This window comes from Paenibacillus phocaeensis (assembly GCF_900021165.1).
Lineage (GTDB): Bacteria > Bacillota > Bacilli > Paenibacillales > Paenibacillaceae > Fontibacillus > Fontibacillus phocaensis.
This window is the reverse complement of the sequence record NZ_FCOQ01000009.1, coordinates 241166-259096: the sequence shown is the minus strand read 5'-3', so window position 1 is coordinate 259096 and position 17931 is coordinate 241166. Positions and strand designations below refer to the sequence as shown.

General features: G+C 43.9%; 16 protein-coding genes and 1 pseudogene. 13 read left to right on the top strand and 4 right to left on the bottom strand.

The features are described 5' to 3' along the window. The first annotated feature begins 170 nt into the window (after nt 1-170). From BN3795_RS26235 to gtfA, 8 genes are all read left to right on the top strand, one after another. Entirely contained in the window at nt 171-440 is a 270-nt protein-coding gene (locus BN3795_RS26235; protein WP_408635003.1) for a carbohydrate-binding protein, read from the top strand. Nucleotides 441-828: 388 nt separating this feature from the next. Continuing rightward, entirely contained in the window at nt 829-1869 is a 1041-nt protein-coding gene (locus BN3795_RS04240; RefSeq protein ID WP_068783492.1) for a LacI family DNA-binding transcriptional regulator, read from the top strand. A gap of 233 nt (nt 1870-2102) precedes the next feature. After that, nucleotides 2103-3581 carry an ABC transporter substrate-binding protein gene (locus BN3795_RS04235; protein ID WP_068783491.1) on the top strand — a complete coding sequence of 493 codons (1479 nt, stop codon included), beginning with the start codon at nt 2103-2105 and terminating at the stop codon, nt 3579-3581. Between the two features lie 82 nt (nt 3582-3663). Then, the gene (locus BN3795_RS04230) at nt 3664-4584 is read left to right on the top strand and encodes a carbohydrate ABC transporter permease (protein WP_068783490.1); all 921 of its coding nucleotides are present in this window, start codon (nt 3664-3666) and stop codon (nt 4582-4584) included. Nucleotides 4585-4591: 7 nt separating this feature from the next. After that, on the top strand, nt 4592-5440 hold the full coding sequence (locus tag BN3795_RS04225; RefSeq protein WP_068783489.1) for a carbohydrate ABC transporter permease: 849 nt from the start codon (nt 4592-4594) through the stop codon (nt 5438-5440). Between the two features lie 36 nt (nt 5441-5476). Further along, the gene (locus BN3795_RS04220; protein WP_068783488.1) at nt 5477-7177 is read left to right on the top strand and encodes a glycoside hydrolase family 13 protein; all 1701 of its coding nucleotides are present in this window, start codon (nt 5477-5479) and stop codon (nt 7175-7177) included. Further along, a complete protein-coding gene (locus tag BN3795_RS04215) occupies nt 7178-8134 on the top strand; it encodes a carbohydrate kinase family protein (protein WP_068783487.1) in 957 nt (318 codons plus the stop codon). 14 nt (nt 8135-8148) lie between these two features. Further along, nucleotides 8149-9618 (top strand): sucrose phosphorylase, encoded by a 1470-nt coding sequence (gene gtfA / locus BN3795_RS04210; RefSeq protein ID WP_068783486.1) that lies wholly within the window; start codon nt 8149-8151, stop codon nt 9616-9618. A 314-nt stretch (nt 9619-9932) separates the two neighbouring features. On the opposite strand, the gene BN3795_RS04205 is transcribed toward gtfA, so the two are convergent. The 3 genes from BN3795_RS04205 to BN3795_RS04195 form a co-directional block, all read right to left on the bottom strand. Beyond that, the gene (locus BN3795_RS04205) at nt 9933-10478 is read right to left on the bottom strand and encodes a delta-aminolevulinic acid dehydratase (protein WP_068783651.1); all 546 of its coding nucleotides are present in this window, start codon (nt 10476-10478) and stop codon (nt 9933-9935) included. Nucleotides 10479-10743: 265 nt separating this feature from the next. Next, entirely contained in the window at nt 10744-12243 is a 1500-nt protein-coding gene (locus BN3795_RS04200) for a monooxygenase (protein ID WP_068783485.1), read from the bottom strand. Nucleotides 12244-12267: 24 nt separating this feature from the next. Then, on the bottom strand, nt 12268-12723 hold the full coding sequence (locus BN3795_RS04195) for a RidA family protein (RefSeq protein ID WP_232729850.1): 456 nt from the start codon (nt 12721-12723) through the stop codon (nt 12268-12270). 236 nt (nt 12724-12959) lie between these two features. Here BN3795_RS04195 and BN3795_RS04190 point away from each other — a divergent pair, with 236 nt between their 5' ends. Continuing rightward, the gene (locus BN3795_RS04190; RefSeq protein WP_068783484.1) at nt 12960-13436 is read left to right on the top strand and encodes a MarR family transcriptional regulator; all 477 of its coding nucleotides are present in this window, start codon (nt 12960-12962) and stop codon (nt 13434-13436) included. Nucleotides 13437-13519: 83 nt separating this feature from the next. Here BN3795_RS04190 and BN3795_RS04185 read toward each other — a convergent pair whose 3' ends face one another. Further along, a complete protein-coding gene (locus BN3795_RS04185; RefSeq protein ID WP_068783483.1) occupies nt 13520-14452 on the bottom strand; it encodes an alpha/beta hydrolase family protein in 933 nt (310 codons plus the stop codon). A gap of 196 nt (nt 14453-14648) precedes the next feature. Between BN3795_RS04185 and BN3795_RS04180 the strand changes: the two are divergent. From BN3795_RS04180 to sufD, 4 genes and pseudogenes are all read left to right on the top strand, one after another. Next, nucleotides 14649-15008: pseudogene (locus BN3795_RS04180) on the top strand (MerR family transcriptional regulator); the annotation flags it as partial. A gap of 309 nt (nt 15009-15317) precedes the next feature. Further along, nucleotides 15318-15839: a MarR family transcriptional regulator gene (locus tag BN3795_RS04175; protein ID WP_068783481.1), complete on the top strand. Its 522-nt coding sequence runs from the start codon at nt 15318-15320 to the stop codon at nt 15837-15839. Next, on the top strand, nt 15820-16599 hold the full coding sequence (gene sufC, locus BN3795_RS04170) for a Fe-S cluster assembly ATPase SufC (RefSeq protein WP_036620541.1): 780 nt from the start codon (nt 15820-15822) through the stop codon (nt 16597-16599). The genes BN3795_RS04175 and sufC overlap by 20 nt, the downstream gene beginning before the upstream one ends. Nucleotides 16600-16620: 21 nt before the next feature. Then, entirely contained in the window at nt 16621-17928 is a 1308-nt protein-coding gene (gene sufD, locus BN3795_RS04165) for a Fe-S cluster assembly protein SufD (protein ID WP_068783480.1), read from the top strand. The last annotated feature ends 3 nt before the right edge of the window (nt 17929-17931 follow it).

Sequence of the window (17931 nt, the reverse complement as noted above, 5' to 3'; positions counted from 1 at the left end):
TAATTTCCTTCCCGGATTTCGCTTATGGTCGCAGATAATAACTCACCCAACACTTACCTCCTCTATATTACATACCCAAGCGCTAGAATGATAAAGAGGTGTTTTTATGTTTATTTCTCCGGTGTTGCTTGCAACAGCTCCGAGTCCGTTCAGTGATCCACGCTATATATATGAACCTAAAATTGACGGCCATCGTTTGGTATTTTCTCAGCAAAACGGCATTGTTCACCTGTCCACGCGCCATAACAATGTCTGCATGTGGCAATCATCAAGACTCGATAGATATGATCGCAGAAAGTACAGGCGGATGGCAGAAATGGTCCGTCAAGAATATCCCGCTTAATGCCGGGACAGCTGTAGGAACCCATACGGTATATGTTACTTTTGTTAAGTCAGATTCAACCACAGTCGCCAATTTAACTTGGTTCCAGTTCAAATAGAATGGAAATGGTTTGATTTAATTGCAATAAGATGGATAAAGAGGTATATCAAATGATATGCCGCTTCATTCAGCTAAAGTTTTTTTCTACGACCTGCGATTTTTTTGCACCGGCACTGTATTGGTGGGCTTTGACCGATGTAGACTCGATGCTCAAGTTTTCAAAATCGGGTTCGATGTGAAAGGCTTGGAAGATGGCGATAAGGAGTCCGGAGCCTCTCCATCCCGGGCCTCTTGAAGCAAGGAACATTGTGCATGGGCTTTGTTGAATTTACACACCTTGCGTAGACTGACTTGAATTGGTAGAATGTATAAGTCGAAACAGTGTTTCCATTTCATTTAGTATGACAAGACAGGAAAACATTTTCCTATCTTTTTAGGGAGGAAATATGCAAGGAAAAATCATAACAACCATTGAAGATATTGCACGTGAAGCAAAGGTTTCAATATCTACGGTTTCAAGAGTGATTAATAATTCAAAGGCTGTGAGTCCACAACTCAAGGATAGGGTTAATGAAGTGATTCAAAAGTATAATTTTAAGCCTAATTCATTGGCACGAGGCTTGGTTTCAAAAAGAACGCATACTTTGGGGATCATCATTCCGGATATTTCAAACACGATATTTGGGTCTTTAACCAAAGGAATTAATAGTATTTGCCAAAAAATGGGATACACTCTAGTGGTGTGCGAATCAGGCGGTAATCAGGAAAAAGAAATCGAACTGTTGGAGGTACTGTCTGATAAAAAAATTGATGGTGTTCTTTTTGCAGGAGTAAATGTCAATTCTGTGGTTATATCCGAAATGAAAAATAAAGATTATCCCATTGTTTTAGTGACACGCGAAGCAGTGAATAATGAAGGCAATCTCCATACGGTTATTCATGATAATGAGGGGGCCGTATATGACGCGATGCAATTTTTAATTGAACATGGACATAAACAAATTGCTTTCATCTCAGGTTCAAAAGATGACTATTCATCAGGACAAAAGCGATTGGAAGGGTATCTTCGTGCTTTAAGGGAAAATCATTTAAAAGAACAGGATTCTTATATTCAATATGGAAATTTTTCATTTGATTCGGGTTATAAATGTATGCAAACCATTTATGAGGAGAATGAAGAGCTTCCGACAGCAGTTATGATTAGCAGTGACCTAATGGCTATTGGAGCAATTACTTTTCTGAAAACAACTAATCTACAAGTTCCAGAGGATATTTCCATAATGGGGTTTGATGATATGGATTTGGCTAGCTACTTTACGCCTAAATTATCGACTGTACGAATTTCATATTTTGATGAAGGGGTAAAAGCGGCAAAAACAATAATGAAGCTTATTGCTAAAAAAGCTAGTCCCCCAAGCATTCAGTATATTCCTCATAAAATCATTCGCCGGAATAGTGTGATTAGGCTAAACTCCATGCATAAATAAAATTTAGATTCTTGCGAAAAGCAAACCCATGTGTTATCATTTATTCAGCGTTTTGGGAAAACCCTTTCCTGAGTACAAGGCGCGATAAGAAAGAGGGGATATGTTATAGACTACTGTCATTTTTGTTTTTTTTGGATTGATCAGGAAAACATTTTCCTAATTTTTAGTGTTATGAAATGAAGTTTGGTGTGTAGTTCTGTGGCTCGAAAATATTAAGTGGTGGGGGCGGTAAAATGAAAACGCTTCAGAAAAGACTAGGTATTATTGTTACATTATTGTCTCTGTGCCTTGTAATTAGTGCTTGTGGTAAAACTGCGGAGAAAGATTATGATATTTATATTTACAATGGAAAAAGTCAGAATGCAGACGCTCTTGCTGAGTTGGCTAAAAAGTACGAAGAGGAAACCGGTGTTAAGGTCAAAACATTTACTCTGGAAGATAATCCGGAAGAATTACGGGCTGAAATGAATTTGAAAACACCGCCAACCATTTTCACTACCTATACGGACACCATGGCTGAATGGCAGCAGGGAGGATTCCTGCTAGATTTGAATAATGCGCAATCGCCTGAATTCAAGCAATTGGCATCTGAAATTCCTGAAGATATCAGACTGACCACCGACAATCAAAACAACTATGGCATACCTTATGGTTTAGAGGGGTATGGTTACGTTGTGAATACTGAACTAATCGGGGATTTGTTTGGGGACGATGTTAAGGATGCTGTTATTGAAGATTTGAAGGTTGCATCGTATCCAGAATTTGAGAAGGCTGTGTTGGCTTTTGATAATTACATCAAAAATGATAAGGCGAGTGAAATTACCCTAAATGGTACGAAGTACACGTTGAAAGCGGAAAAATCGGAACTTGCTGCTCAATTAACAGGCGTTTTTGCTGTTGCTGGTTCAGAAACATGGACATACGGCGACCATATGGTCAACGTAGCATTAGCTGCTGCTTTTAATAACGCAGTAGATGCAAGAAACGCCACTGAGCAGCAACTGGATTCATTAAAGGGGCCTCTTGAAAAATATGCACAGGCACTGGACTTTAAAACCTCCCATGCTGCTGGGAAAACAGGTCCGATTGAACGTGGTGGGGAATTTATTAACAAGACAGTGAATGGTTACGATCAGGCAGTGCAACTTTTTGCAGATAGTAAAGCCATTTTTTTGAAGCAGGGAAATTGGGTGTATGCCAATATACAAAAAGTCAATCCGCAAATTGTTGATACTCTCACTTTTATTCCAGTAAAACTTCCTTTGGAACAGTCGGATGTCACGGCAGAGGGGAAATCCGTTGAAAAGCTCAATAGCTCTATCTCTGTATTCGTACCTTCGTACTACAGTATTAATGCTACGGTGAGCAAGGAAGAGCAAAAAAAGGCTGAGGAATTCTTACTTTGGATGAATACATCAGAAATCGGACAAGAGTATATTCAAAATAAATTTTTCTTTATTCCCTATAATGCATCCGAGGATACGAAGTTGGATAATAGCCTGAACAATGCCATTCTAGATTACAAAAAAGTATCGAATACGATTTCTAACCCGTATGTAGGGGCACCGGCAACATGGGCAAGAACTTATGTTGGTCAATATATAATGGAAAATTATTTGAATCATCAAGGCGCTTGGCAAGAGACAGATTATACTCAAATAGCTGAAAATGCCATTAACGGCTGGAAACAGTTAATTAACGCCAAACAGTAAACAGATGACCTCATCCAGTTATTGTGACTGGATGAGGTTCGATTTACATGGACGAAGATCGGGCTGAGAAAGGTGACTTGAAATGGAAAAATACTACAAGCGATGGTTTTTAATATTGGCTTGTCCGGCCGTTTTACTGTTTCTACTAGTGATTATGATTCCTTTCCTGACAGGGGTTATTTATTCTTTTACAGGATGGAGAGGGACTTATTTTGTTCAACTCGTTGGTGGGAATCCACAACGAGTTGATGGTTTTTGGGAAGCTTTTGTTGGGTTGAAAAACTATGTTCTTGCGTTTAAAAGCAGTGAATTTAGAAATGCATTTTTATATACTTTAAAATTCACACTAGTTGCTGTTATTGTCATTAATATTGTCTCATTATCACTGGCGCTGCTTTTATCCAAGATTCAACGATTTGCTGGAGTATTTAGAGCCATTTACTTTTTGCCCAATTTACTTGGTGGACTTGCCCTAGGTTTTATCTGGGGTTTTGTTTTTGAAATTGTCTTTTCGCAAATCCTCTTTGGTAGCGGTGGACTGATTTCTATTCCTTTTTTGACTCATATGACACAGGATAACCTCAAGGCATTATTTGCGCTTGTTATACTGGCTACCTGGCAAATGGCCGGTTATATGCTATTGATCTATATAAATGGTTTGAATAATGTTCCTTCTGATATTTATGAAGCCGCGAAGATTGACGGTTCGAATGGTACGAACACTTTCTTTAAAATTACATTGCCGATGCTAATGCCCTCGATTACGATTGTGTTTTTCCTTACCTTAGCCAATTGCTTCAAACTCTTAGATCAAAACGTAGCTTTAACAGATGGTAATTTTGGTACACGACTGCTATCTCTGCAGATATTGCAGACTACTCAAGACACAGTACCGCCGAATTATGGATTAGCACAAGCGCAAGCGGTTATCTTTTTTGTTTTAATCGCAGTTGTTGCACTCATCCAGCTTTCTATTACTAAAAAACGTGAAGTGGAGGTGTAGTGGAGCTGTGAATCAGACAGTTGAAAAAGCGAAAGCACTTAAACAATCAGTCATATATTTCGTATTGGTTCTTGTCATGTTGCTCACCTTGGCTCCGCTTGCCTTACTGGTTGTCAATTCTTTCAAAAGTCAATCTGAAATCGTAGCCAATCCGTTACAGTTTCCATCAGAATTTTCATTTCAGTACATCCAACATGCTGCAGAACAGATTCATTTACTCCAAGCACTGGGGGTTACAGCTCTAATCACTGTACTTTCTATATTGCTATTGGTATTGGTCTCTTCACTAACCGCATGGTTGATGGTTCGAACGAAATCAGTTACTTCTATAGTACTGTTGTTTATGTTTTCAGCTTCAATGTTGATCCCCTTCCAATCCGTTATGTACCCTCTGTTAAGCTTATTTGAAAACATGGGATTGAAGAATTTGGTTGGTCTTATTCTTATGTATGTTGGATTTGGCCTAAGCATGTCGGTATTTTTATACCATGGTTTTTTAAAAAGCGTTCCGCTGGCTCTTGAGGAAGCAGCGGTTATTGATGGAGCAGGCATCTTCCAATTGTTTTTCCGAGTTGTGTTTCCATTGGTAAAAACAACCACAGTTACAGTCATTATACTGAACTCAGTTTGGATATGGAACGATTATTTATTACCGTTTTTGGTGATTGGAAATCAATCATATAAAACCCTTACATTAGAGCTTTATTTTGCAAAACAGGTGTCCGGACAATATGGTTCGGCGTGGGATTTGATTTTCCCGGCAGTATTTATTTCAATTATTCCAATCATAGTGCTGTTTATATTTTTACAAAAATACATTATCAAAGGTGTATCTGACGGAGCTGTAAAGGGATAAAAATAGACAATGAATGAACAAGTTGGAGGCAGGAAAATGGAGAAAACCTGGTGGAAAGAAAGTGTAGTGTATCAAATTTATCCAAGAAGCTTTAAAGACAGCAATGATGATGGTATTGGAGATTTGAACGGCATTACAGAAAAATTGGATTATCTTAAGTTGCTTGGTATTGATGTTATTTGGCTTTGTCCCGTATACAAATCCCCGAATTGCGATAACGGTTATGATATAAGCGATTATCATGAAATCATGAATGACTTTGGTACGATGGAGGACTTCGATCGACTGTTGGAGGGAGCGCACTCCAGAGGTATCAAGATCATTATGGACCTAGTGGTTAATCATACCTCGGACGAGCATCCGTGGTTTGTTGAAAGTAAAAAATCAGTGGACAATCCTTATCGGGATTTTTATATTTGGCGTGAAGGAAAAGACGGCAGAGCGCCTAACAATTGGGGCTCCTGGTTTGGCGGGTCTGCTTGGAACTATTCGCCTGAAACGGATAGCTATTATCTTCACATATTTGCGGATAAACAACCGGACTTGAACTGGGAAAATGAGCATGTTCGCAAGGAAGTAATCCGTTTAATGAAATGGTGGTGCGATAAGGGGATTGACGGATTTCGTTTAGACGTCATCAGCATGATATCGAAGACTAAAGAAATGCCTGATGGTCATATAACGGAGGGAATGAAATATGGAGATTTATCGCCATATGTAATCCATGGTCCGCGTGTTCATGAATATCTACGTGAACTAAATCGCGAAGTTTTCTCCCAATATGATGTAATGACCGTTGGGGAAACGGCTGGTGTTACTGTAGAACACGCCAAAGAGTATGCAGGATTTGAACGAAATGAATTGAATATGATTTTTCAATTTGAACATATGGATCTTGATTTTGGAGAAAAAAACAAGTGGAATGATCAGCCGCCGAAATTAACGGATTTAAAGGCAGTCCTCAGCAAATGGCAGGTGGGATTGCACAATAAGGCATGGAATAGCTTGTTTTGGGATAATCACGACCAGCCTAGAGCCTTGTCTCGTTTTGGAAATGACAAGGAGTATTGGGCCGAATCTGCGAAAATGCTGGCAACTTGTTTGCATATGATGCAGGGCACTCCTTACATTTACCAGGGTGATGAGATAGGTATGACTAATATTAAATTCACATCTATTGAACAGTACCGGGATATTGAGAGTCACAATGCCTATGAGGAATTGGTCGGAGGCGGTTTGGTTGATAAGGAACAGATGCTGAGCTATTTGAATTACAAGAGCCGGGACAATGCAAGAACTCCGATGCAGTGGGATGCTTCTAAGAATGCGGGCTTCACTAATGGGGAGCCTTGGATTGAAGTAAACCCTAACTATCTATCGATCAATGCAGCTACTCAAGTAACAGATAAGAATTCAATTTTTGCTTACTATCAAAAACTGATTCGTCTTAGAAAGCAACATGAAATTATTGTGTATGGCAGTTATGAGTTGCTGTTGCCTGAAAGTGAGGAACTGTTTGTATACACAAGAACGCTTGATAACCAGAAATTATTAGTGATGTGTAATTTTACAGATCAGATCGTAGATTTCGCTATACCTGATGAACTCCAAAAATGTCAGCGAGAGGTATGGATTCATAATTATCCGGATGTTGCTACGGGCAATCATATAAAGCTTAGACCACATGAGGCTGTAGTGCTCTTTTTTGCTGATTCCGTTGCCAACGGAGGAGATTGAATGATTCATTTTGATGAGAAAATAGAGTTTTCAAACGTCGCTAACGATGTATTGACCGTTGGAGAATTGTTAGTTGATATGATTTCGGATGGTTACGACAGTGAGAAGGAGTCAAAGGATTATCACGCTTTTTTTGGCGGTTCTCCGGCTAATATAGCTATGAATATCAAAAGGCTGGGCGCGCAATCAACCATTGCCTCGGCAGTTGGCAAAGATAGATTTGGCAATTTTCTGTTAAATCATTTAATTGAAGCAGGAATAGGGACTCATTTAATCCAGCAAGTGGAACAATCAACGAGCTTGGTAGTTGTCACAAAAAGCACCTCGACACCAATACCGATTTTTTATCGGGGCGCAGATTACCATTTGAAATATAGTGACATATTGGAACAAAAGATTATAGATTCAAAGATTGTACATTTCTCATGTTGGCCAGCTTCCAGTATGCCTGTTAGGACAACGTTGGAGCAAGTGATTCAAACTGCCCGACAGCATAATTGCTTAATATGCTTTGACCCCAACTATCATCCTGCGATTTGGCAGCATAATGAAGATGGAATTTCCTACGTAAAACATTTGATTAGTCAGTCAGATATCGTAAAACCGTCAGAAGATGATGCAAATCGATTATTTGGTGAAGCTTCCTACGAGGAACAATTAGAGAATTTTTTACAGCTAGGCGCCAAATTGGTCGTAATGACCCTGGGTAAGGATGGGGCTATTGTCTCAAACGGAGTGGAAACCATTCGATTTGATACTATGGCAACAGAAGTGGTTGATACTACTGGTGCAGGTGATGCTTTCTGGTCGGGATTCTATACAGCTTTAGTTAAAGGATGCACAGTTAAGCAAGGGTTGAAGCTCGGCTTTGCGGTAAGTGCTTATAAGTTGCGCTATGTTGGGGCAGTAGTAGACTTGCCGAATTTGGAAGTTGTACAACAAATGTTTGAATTGTAAGGGGGGGAGTAGATATGGGAGTGATTAATAAGGTTCAGTTAATTACGTATCCTGATTCTTTGGGAGGAAATCTGAAGGAACTGCACAGCACGCTTACCCGGCATTTCTCCGATATTTTTAAAGGAGGCGTCCATATCTTGCCGCCGTTCCCTTCATCGGGAGACCGGGGGTTTGCACCGCTTACGTATTTGGAAATTGAACCTGACTTCGGAAGCTGGGATGACATAAAGGCCATTGGCGAGCAGTTTGATGTACTGATTGATTTGATGGTCAATCATATTTCCAGACAGTCCTTGTATTTTCAGGATTTTCTGAAGCAGGGTCGTCAATCGCCCCATGCCGATCTGTTTATTACTCTCGAAAAGCTGTGGGAGGATGGGGAACCTGTACAGGAGGATATCGATCGGATGTTTCTTCGCCGGCCCAAGCCCTTCTCCACCTATACCATTGAAGCGGACGGTAAGCAGGAGCGGGTGTGGACTACATTCGGTAAAACCGATCCTTCGGAGCAAGTCGACCTGGATATCCATTCGGAGAAGGTCAAGCAACTATTTACGGAGTTTTTTGTCCATTTCAAGAAGCATAATGTGAGTATTGTCCGGCTGGATGCCGTTGGCTACATTATTAAAAAGCTTGGCACAAGCTGCTTTTTCGTGGAACCGGAGATCTACGCATTTCTGGATTGGATCAAGGCGCTGGCGGATTCTCTGGATATTGAGCTTTTGCCAGAGGTGCATTCACACTACTCCATTCAGTATAAGCTGGCAGAACATGGTTTCTGGATTTACGACTTCATTTTGCCTTATCGCATTCTGGATACCCTCGTGAACCGCAACACGGAAGCGCTTCTGGACTATCTGCGGACAAGACCTGAGAAGCAGTTCACCATGCTGGACTGCCATGACGGCATTCCGGTCAAGCCGGATTTGGATGAACTGATCGATACGAAGGAAGCGCGGAAGCTGGTTAATGTCTGCCTGGAGCGAGGAGCCAATCTTAGCCTGATTTTGTCTGATGAACACAAGGATAAAGATGGCTTTGACGTTCATCAAATCCGCGGCTCTTATTATTCGTTACTGGGCGGAGATGACGATGCTTATTTGGCGGCCAGAGCTATTCAGTTTTTTGTCCCGGGTATTCCCCAAGTATATTATGTAGGCTTACTGGCGGGCGAAAATGATTACGAACGTGTAGCCGAAACCGGAGAAGGACGCGAAATTAACCGTCATAATTACACAACGGATGAAATTGGGGAGGCTGTGCAACAGGGAGTGGTGCAAAGGTTGCTGGAATTAATCCGATTCCGAAACGAGCATGAAGCCTTTAATGGACATTTCCAGGTGCTGGACAGCGGTCCTCATGAAATCAGACTGTCCTGGATAAAAGGAAATTCTAGCTGCGAGCTGCAAGTGGATCTGGAATCGAGAATATCGTTGATCCAATATACTGATAAGAGTGGAAAATCAGCTAGCTACATGGTTTGAGAAGCAAGTTGAACTCTTGGTACGAACACTGAAACGCCGGCCTCCAACAGGAGGCCGGCGTTATTTATGGGGGGGGCAGGTAGCTCATTCATGTCGGTGGGTATGCATGTATAGCTTAACTGCGCATTACGTACCCATTGATGAAGTTAACCGGTTATGGACATCTCGTCCTGAAAAATAACCGCCGCCGCTTGTTTCAAGTAACTCTTGAAGCTTGTCGCTACCCGTTTTCTTTCATAAAAATGGATTTCCAGTTCTCCATATCCTATTGAGAGGTGTCGTAGACGTAAGATTTCATTTGATTTAGTTGGCGTTTAAAAGAATCGGTACATCCGCATTTCATTATCCATGGACTGAGTCAAGTGAAAAGCTTCCTTCACGTCCTTCTTGTTTTCAATAATTTCATAGAATAGACGCAGAACAAACATTAGACCCATACTGCCATTCGGGAAATCATCTGGAGCGATGTAAGTCGCGCAACCGGCATTTAAGAAAGCCTCTGCTGTCTCTGGCATGCCAAGCGTACATCCGTTAGCAATGACGACCTTACCCTTCATGGAAGCAAACCGCCGAATCTCATTCGGGCCGAAGTTACCGCGAGGCTCATCCGCCTCATAAACGTCCTCCCCTAATTCGGGCATGACAAATTTCCCATCTGTACCATGAAAACTAAGAATGATATAATCCGTATTCGAATAAATATCTCCGCCTGTCAGAACCGAAATAAAGTCAGACGGCCGGCCAATCCAGTAAGTGAACACCCTTGCGCCAAAATACTCCAGCGTTGAACGAATAGCCTGCACTTCCATATCGCAGTCTGGTCCGCATACTAACGCAACTTGAATCTGAGGCTTGCTCATCATCTTCAATCCTCTCTCGGATTTATCTCTTTTCTCAGGCCATTTATTTGTCAAAACCAATTTTATATTCATGATAGATGATATTGAACCATCCTGTCTACTTTGCCCAATTAATCGGGCCAACAAAAAAGAATACGGTATTCTTTAGCATAACTGCCCGCGTTTTCTCAGAAATGAAAATACCGCTTAAGCGTTGTAGAATAACGCTTGAGCGGTATTTTCATACTCATGGGGAACACTGCGTTTTTTTGAATGCAGCACAGAATTAATAATCCGTAATTTTTCCACACCAGCGAGTGATGCCTTCATTTATGGTTTGCATTGGATTCGGATCGGACAGAGGAATCGCCCAGGCAATATGTCCATCCGGCCGAATCAGCGCCGTGTGGACGTCGTTCCAATCCGCGTCCGCCTCAGCCAATGAGGCTTGTACAACTTGAAGGTTGCTATACGTTTCCCATTGACCGCTATGCTGTTCATCAGAATGGAGATGCAACAGAAGAAAAGTACCTTTGTGCAGGAACGGATAGGAGTTAATCAATTGCCCGTCTTTCAGCTTTAATCTGAGATCCTTGAACCGTTTCCCGTTTAAAGGATGGGAAGGCGCTTTGGCGTCGGGAGCATAATGTACATCCAGGGCGGAAATTTGTGCAGCGATCTGATAATTAGCCTCCGGTATTTGAATCAGATTAGCCAGCATGCTTCGCAGTTCCATGATGGGAGGAGTCACGTCCAGAAGCAGGGTTTGGACCTCGGTATTCCGGAGCAAGGCCGTATTCCATGGAAAACGTTCGGCATGATAACTGTCCAATAGCCAGTCCGGAGCCCAGCCTTTGATTGCTCCTGCAAGCTTCCAACCTAAGTTCATCGCTTCTTGTAAGCCGACGTTCATTCCCTGTCCACCCGCCGGAAAATGAATGTGCGCCGAATCTCCCGCCAAGAACAAGCGGCCATTCCGATAGCGTCCCGCTTGCCGCGTCGCATTTCCGAAACGGGACATCCACTTCACCTCGTTCAATCCCAGGTCGCTTCCGGTCGTACGGATGAGCGATGAACGGAATTCTTCCAATGTAACGGGCTCATCCTTAGAGATGTTACGTCTCTCCATATCGATCATCAAGACTCGATAGATATGATCATTGATCGGCATGATGCTGACCAAGCCTTGTTCTGTAATCCGGGATATGACACTCATAGGAGCCAAATCAGATAGAACGGCATCCCCCAGAATCGCCGTGAAGGTCGCATCTGTACCTTCAAAGGATATATTTGCATGTTTGCGAACCAAGCTTCTGGCGCCATCCGTACCTACCACATAAGCTGATCTTAACGTTGTTTCTCCATGAGGTCCGGCGATCTTAACGTCAACCCCATCCTCATCCTGGTGCACAGATAGAGCCTCAACCTCTCTCCAGACCTCTGCGCCAAGGCTAAGCGCCCATTCCTCCAGAACCTTCTCCGTCTCACTCTGCGGTAAAAAGAGGGTGTGATTGGAAGAGGAATCCAGTACCGAGAAATCCAAAGGAGTTTCTAGTCCGGCGAAATGTCCTCTCGAAAGTAAGCGGCCTTGACTGATTAGTTGTGATTTCACTCCACGCATATCTAATATTTCAAGGGTTCGTGGATGTACAGTAAGCGCACGTGAATATGGGGTTGTCTCTTTTAATCGCTCAACGACACAGACCTTTACACCGGCTAAGGCCAATTCCCCAGCCAACATCATGCCGACAGGTCCGCCTCCGATAAGAATGACTTCATAATTCATATCAATAACCTCTTTTCTTAAACATTATGGGAAGATCACGATAGCGTCTATTTCGATAAGCCATCCAGGATCGGCTAGCGCTTGAACGCCTATATAGGTACTTGCTGTCTTCGGCCAGCTAGGGCCAAACACTTGAAATCCGGCGTCAAAAATAATCGAAATCAATTCCGGGCTGTGGTTTACGACAAAAATACTCATTTTTGCAATGTACAAGGGATCCGCTCGCACGGCTTCCAATGCATACTTAAGATTGGTGAACACCTGAATCGCTTGCGCGTAATAGTCCCCTGGACCGACCAATGCTCCTGATTCATCTACAGAAACTTGACCTGAGATGAAGGCCAGTTTGGAGGCAGTAGTTACCACGACATGAGAAATTACAGATGTAACCTTGTCCGTCAATATCTTCGGATTCACGATTTCCATAGGCAGGTAGGCTCCATTTCCATATTTATAAATCTTCTCTTGAAAATTGGGCAAGTATTTTCAGTAAACCTCCTTCATCAATTATTGTTTCGTTGGAACCTTTTTTACTGCCTGTTAAAAACAGGTGTGATGAAAATTATAGAATAATTTAGTTTCATATGAAACAATATTAGTTTACTTTGTTGCTCTTTGTCCTGTCAACCCCAATAGGAATACGTGCATGCTCGTTTGTTTCTCAGAGAACAATCTATGATATAATAGAAAAAACAAGTGGAGGAGCCAGCATAATCATGGATACCGCCAGTAAGAACAAAACCGCCATTCATGAATTTTTCGTTCAGTTTCTTGAACAAAAAGAGCAATATGAAACCCGAATAACTGCCGCATACCTGGAGGATATTCGGAAACATATTGAATCGGAATTCAGCTTGAATATGACGGAACTGCACACCATTGCGTGCATCGGAGAGCAGGAGCCGATTAATCTCACTTCCATTGCGGAGAGAATAAATTTAAGTAAAGGAAATACCTCCAAGATCGCAAATAAATTACTAAAGGCAGGTTGGGTGCGAAAAGCCCAGCTCAACGACAACAAAAAGGAAGTGTATTTTCGGCTAACGCCTGTCGGCAAAAAGCTATTTGCTGCTCATGATGAACTTCATGCGAAGGAAAAGCAGAGAATGTACGAATTTTTGGAACGATATAACGAAAGCGAGCTCGAATTTATTAAACGGTTGTTTGGAGATATGGTTGACTTCTATCGCTGACGTACCTCAAGAAGCCAGTAAAAGAGAGCGAGCTCCCTCACAGGCATTGGGCCGGCGGGAGAGCTCGCTGTCTTTCTAGAGCTTTATTTGGATTCAATTCGACCCATTGGATGGGTCGTCTCGGACAAAGTCTGTTTCACTGCCGACCAGTTGGTCTGCTCAATATCGAGTATATGTCGAAGGTAAGCCCATGTAACCTTCTGGATCAGGGCAACCCGTTCTGGGTTTTCATCTGTTGTTTCTGTAACCTCGTAACCAGCGATCCCTCCAAGTGAGTGTTCTGCGCCAAAAAGGGTGAGCAGGCTTTCTGCTCCCGGGCTGAGGAAGTAAGGGTCGGTCATCCAATCCGGCCCGCGAACGGTTAGCTGATATTTGTTAGGAGTGTCGTCCTGATCCCCGACGACCACGAGGGTGGGCTTGGTCATGTGCTCGAAGCTTACGTTCAGATGCGGCATTTTCTCGGCCGCGAACGGTGTCAGGCTGTCCCCACCTTGCCCAGCGGTGGCGAATAGCACGCCTGCTTTGATGCGCGAGTCGGACAGGTCCTCTTCCTTCTTGGTCTCGGGGTTGAGGACTCGCAAGCCTAACAAGTTGCCCGCCGTTTGGCCGCCGAAGGAGTGTCCGGCTGCGGCGATGCGGCTTCGGTCAAGGCGCCCGCTGAGGCCAGGAACGGCAGATTCCAGGAAATCAAGCTGATCAAGGATACGCTTCATGTCTTCCACTCGGAAACGCCATATCCGTGGGGTGCGGGGATCGTCCTGAGGGAGACCCAATGTCCTTGAGTCGAGATGGGTAGGTTGAATGACTACGAAGCCGTGTGCGGCCCAGAAGTCAACCAAGGGGCCGTAACCCTCTAACGATGAGCCAGAACCGTGTGAGAAAACAATGATTGGTAAGTTACGACCGGTCGTCGGCGCGGAGACTCTCACTTGCAGATTCTCGCCACGGCCCGGGGCTGAAAGCACGATCGGCTTTACCGAGACGACTGGAGAGGGTGCGGTAATCTTTAGTTCCATAATATGTTCCTGCCCTTCTTAAGATAGATGGTTGTCGGGAGTTTTCTCCCGCAGATCCCATAATAAAAGTTGGAGTCGATTCCAAGTCAAGGCGCGAAAATAAAAAAATCGCCCAAGGAGAAGTGATGGAAATAGGGTTGACTTTGAGTCAGCTCCAAGATGTAAAATGCTCAAAACGGCAATTTAGGGAGGAGACATGATGGAAGAACAAACTTTTACGATCAAGCAAGTCGCCGGGCAAACCGGTATTTCCGAGGATACAATCCGCTATTACGAAAAGATCATGCTGCTGCCTCAGGCAGAACGGAAGGAAAACAGGCATCGCTTTTATCGTAAAGAGGACATTTATAGGATCAAGCAAATAACCTGCCTCAAAAAAACGGGAATGTCGCTCGAGGCGATGCGACCATTTTTGGCTGTCTCAGTCGATTCGGATCCCGCTAATCTTCCTGAACTGGTGGATCAATTAAGAAGTCAACGTGAACATATTAGGATTCAAATTTCCTCGCTTCAGCAGATCGTTGATTTTATTGACATAAAGCTGAAAGAAGGTAGGCCCCAATAATTAAAGCTCGATGCGGGCTTGCTCCCGGAGATGCCATGCTTCAGCATGACAAGTACCGGGAACATTAAGCCAACGAGTAATTAGGGATATTGTCAAGTAGACAGGGGAATAAAACAAAGTGTCTAAACAGCCTCAGCTCGAGCTTCACCGGGCTAAGGCTGTTTTCGTTTCGCCAATTGATATTGATTATCATTATCGTCTGTGCTAAGATTATTTTTGTTCAGTACTGAACAAAAAGGATCGCAGTCTGGTGCGGTCACTGACTTGGTCTGTTAACTACAAGAAAGGGGGATTGCGAATTTGGAGTTTCCAAATCATTTTAAAGGTCATCTTTACGAGCAGTATATAAAAATGCTGCATCTGAACGAGTTGTATACGGAACATGAAATTGAACTGTTTCGGCAACAAGCCAAAGAGCACCAGATCGACATGCTTTCTAACAATATTACAAGTGTACACGTGATCGATTGCATCGGTGATTATGAACCTATAAACCATACCGGAATTGTGAAGAAAATGGATTTGTCCAAAGCAAGCATTACTAATATTTGTTCAAAGCTGCTGGAAACGGACTTTATTAGGAGAAGTCAACTGAACAACAATCGGAAGGAGATTTATTTTAGCTTAACGGATAAGGGTAGACGTGTTTATCATTTGCATAAAAAGCTGCATCAAGAGAAAAAAGAGGGGTTCTACCAATTTATCGAATCCTATTCTGAGACGGAGTTACAGACGATCGGAAAATTTATGAGTGATTTGCTGGCGCGCGCCGAACAACTCTACGGAAGGGAAGTTAGGGAGAATGACGACCTTAAAGATTGAGGATTTAAGATCCAAGATTGAAGGGAAAGAGATTTTAAAAGGGCTCACACTGGAGATTCATGGCGGCGAGATTCATGCGATTATGGGGCCTAATGGGACGGGGAAAAGCACGTTGGCTTCGGCCTTAATGGGCCATCCCAAATACGAAGTTACGGACGGCAAGGTGACATTGGACAATGAAGACCTTCTGGAGATGGAGGTGGATGAGCGTGCCCGGGCGGGCTTGTTTCTCGCAATGCAATACCCGAGTGAAATTGCCGGCGTAACGAACTCGGACTTTCTCAGAAGCGCCATCAATGCACGGCGTGAAGAAGGCGATGAGATCTCCTTAATCCGTTTTATCCGTGAAATGGAGAGCAAAATGAAAGGGCTGGAGATGAATCCGGAATTTGCGCATCGGTATTTGAATGAAGGATTCTCCGGCGGCGAAAAAAAGCGGAATGAAATTTTGCAAATGATGCTGCTTGAACCCAAGTTTGTAATTCTGGACGAAGTGGATTCCGGGCTTGATATTGATGCCCTGCGTATTGTGGCGAATGGTGTTAATGAGATGCGCAGCCCGGATCGAGGTTTTTTAATCATCACCCACTATCAACGCCTGTTGAATTATATCACCCCGGATTTTGTGCATGTCATGATGCAAGGCCGGATTGTCAAATCCGGCGGCCCGGAGCTTGCCCATCGTCTGGAGGCTGAAGGGTACGATTGGGTCAAAGAGGAGCTTGGGATCACGGATGAGACGGTCGCAGAAGAAGTTTAAAAGCGGAGGAGGAAAAGCAAAGTGGGGACACAAGCCATCAATCTAATAAACGCGAACGCTTTACGCGCTTGGTCAGGTGCTATAGGTGAGCCTCATTGGCTGCTGGAACGCCGGATTCAGGCACTCAAGCTGGCAGGGACGCTGGAGCTGCCAAAAGTGGAGAAAACGAAACTGGAGAAATGGGATATCCACGAAACCGGAGATTACAAAGCGGAGAAGCCGTGGTCAAGTTTGGAAGAGGCGCCGGAGGTTGTTCAAGGTTTGGCTGCTTCTCCAGTGAAAGGCGGACTGATCGTTCAGGCCAATTCGGATGTAGTGTATACGGAATTGGCCGAGAGCTTAGCCGCCCGGGGAGTTATTTTGACGGACCTGCACACTGCGGCAAAAGAGCATGAGGAATTGGTTCAACGTTATCTCTATCAGGCCGTGAAGCCGGAAGAGCATCGTTTATCTGCTGCACACAGCGCCTTATGGAGTGGCGGCGTTTTCCTATATGTCCCGGACGGTGTCGAGGTTGAAGCGCCGATTCAGGCGATCTTTCTTAACGATACCAGCGGGGTGCGTTTCGCTCCTCACGTCTTAATTGTGGCGGGGAGCAACAGCAAGGTCACTTATGTGGATCATTGTTTGTCGAGCGGGGATGATGTCAAGGTCTTGCATAACGGTGTGGTTGAGGTCTTTGCGGGAGCGGGTTCTAAGGTGCAAGTCGCTTCGGTTCATCAGCTTGCTGCAGCAACAACGGATTTCACCGAGCGGCGGGCGGTTGTTCTTGCCGATGGCGCGGTGGAATGGATTATCGGCGAAATGAACAAGGGGAATACCGCCAGCGATACCCAGACCTTGCTTCAAGGCAATGGGTCGGTATCCGACACGAAGGTGATTGCGATTGGCACGGGCCTTCAAAAATCGAGCTACACCACGCAAGCCCAGCATTTTGGCAGAAGCTCGGTGAGCCAGATGATTACGCGTGCCGTCATGCTTGAGGAAGCTACCGCCATTATCAACGGAATTACAAAGATTGAAAAAGGCGCAACCCATTGCGATGGTCAGCAAACCGAACGCGTGCTGATGTTAAGTCCTAAAGCGCGTGGCGATGCCAATCCGATCCTGCTGATCGATGAGGATGATGTAACCGCTGGCCATGCTGCATCCGTGGGGCAGGTCAATGCGGAACAAATCTATTATCTGATGTCGCGCGGGATATCACGGAGCGAAGCTGAATATCTAGTTATTTTCGGATTCCTTGCTCCGGTCATTTCGGAAATTCCGCTGGAGGCAGTTCGCGGTCGTCTGCAAGATTTGGTGGAGAGCAAGCTCGGCAGATCCTAGCAC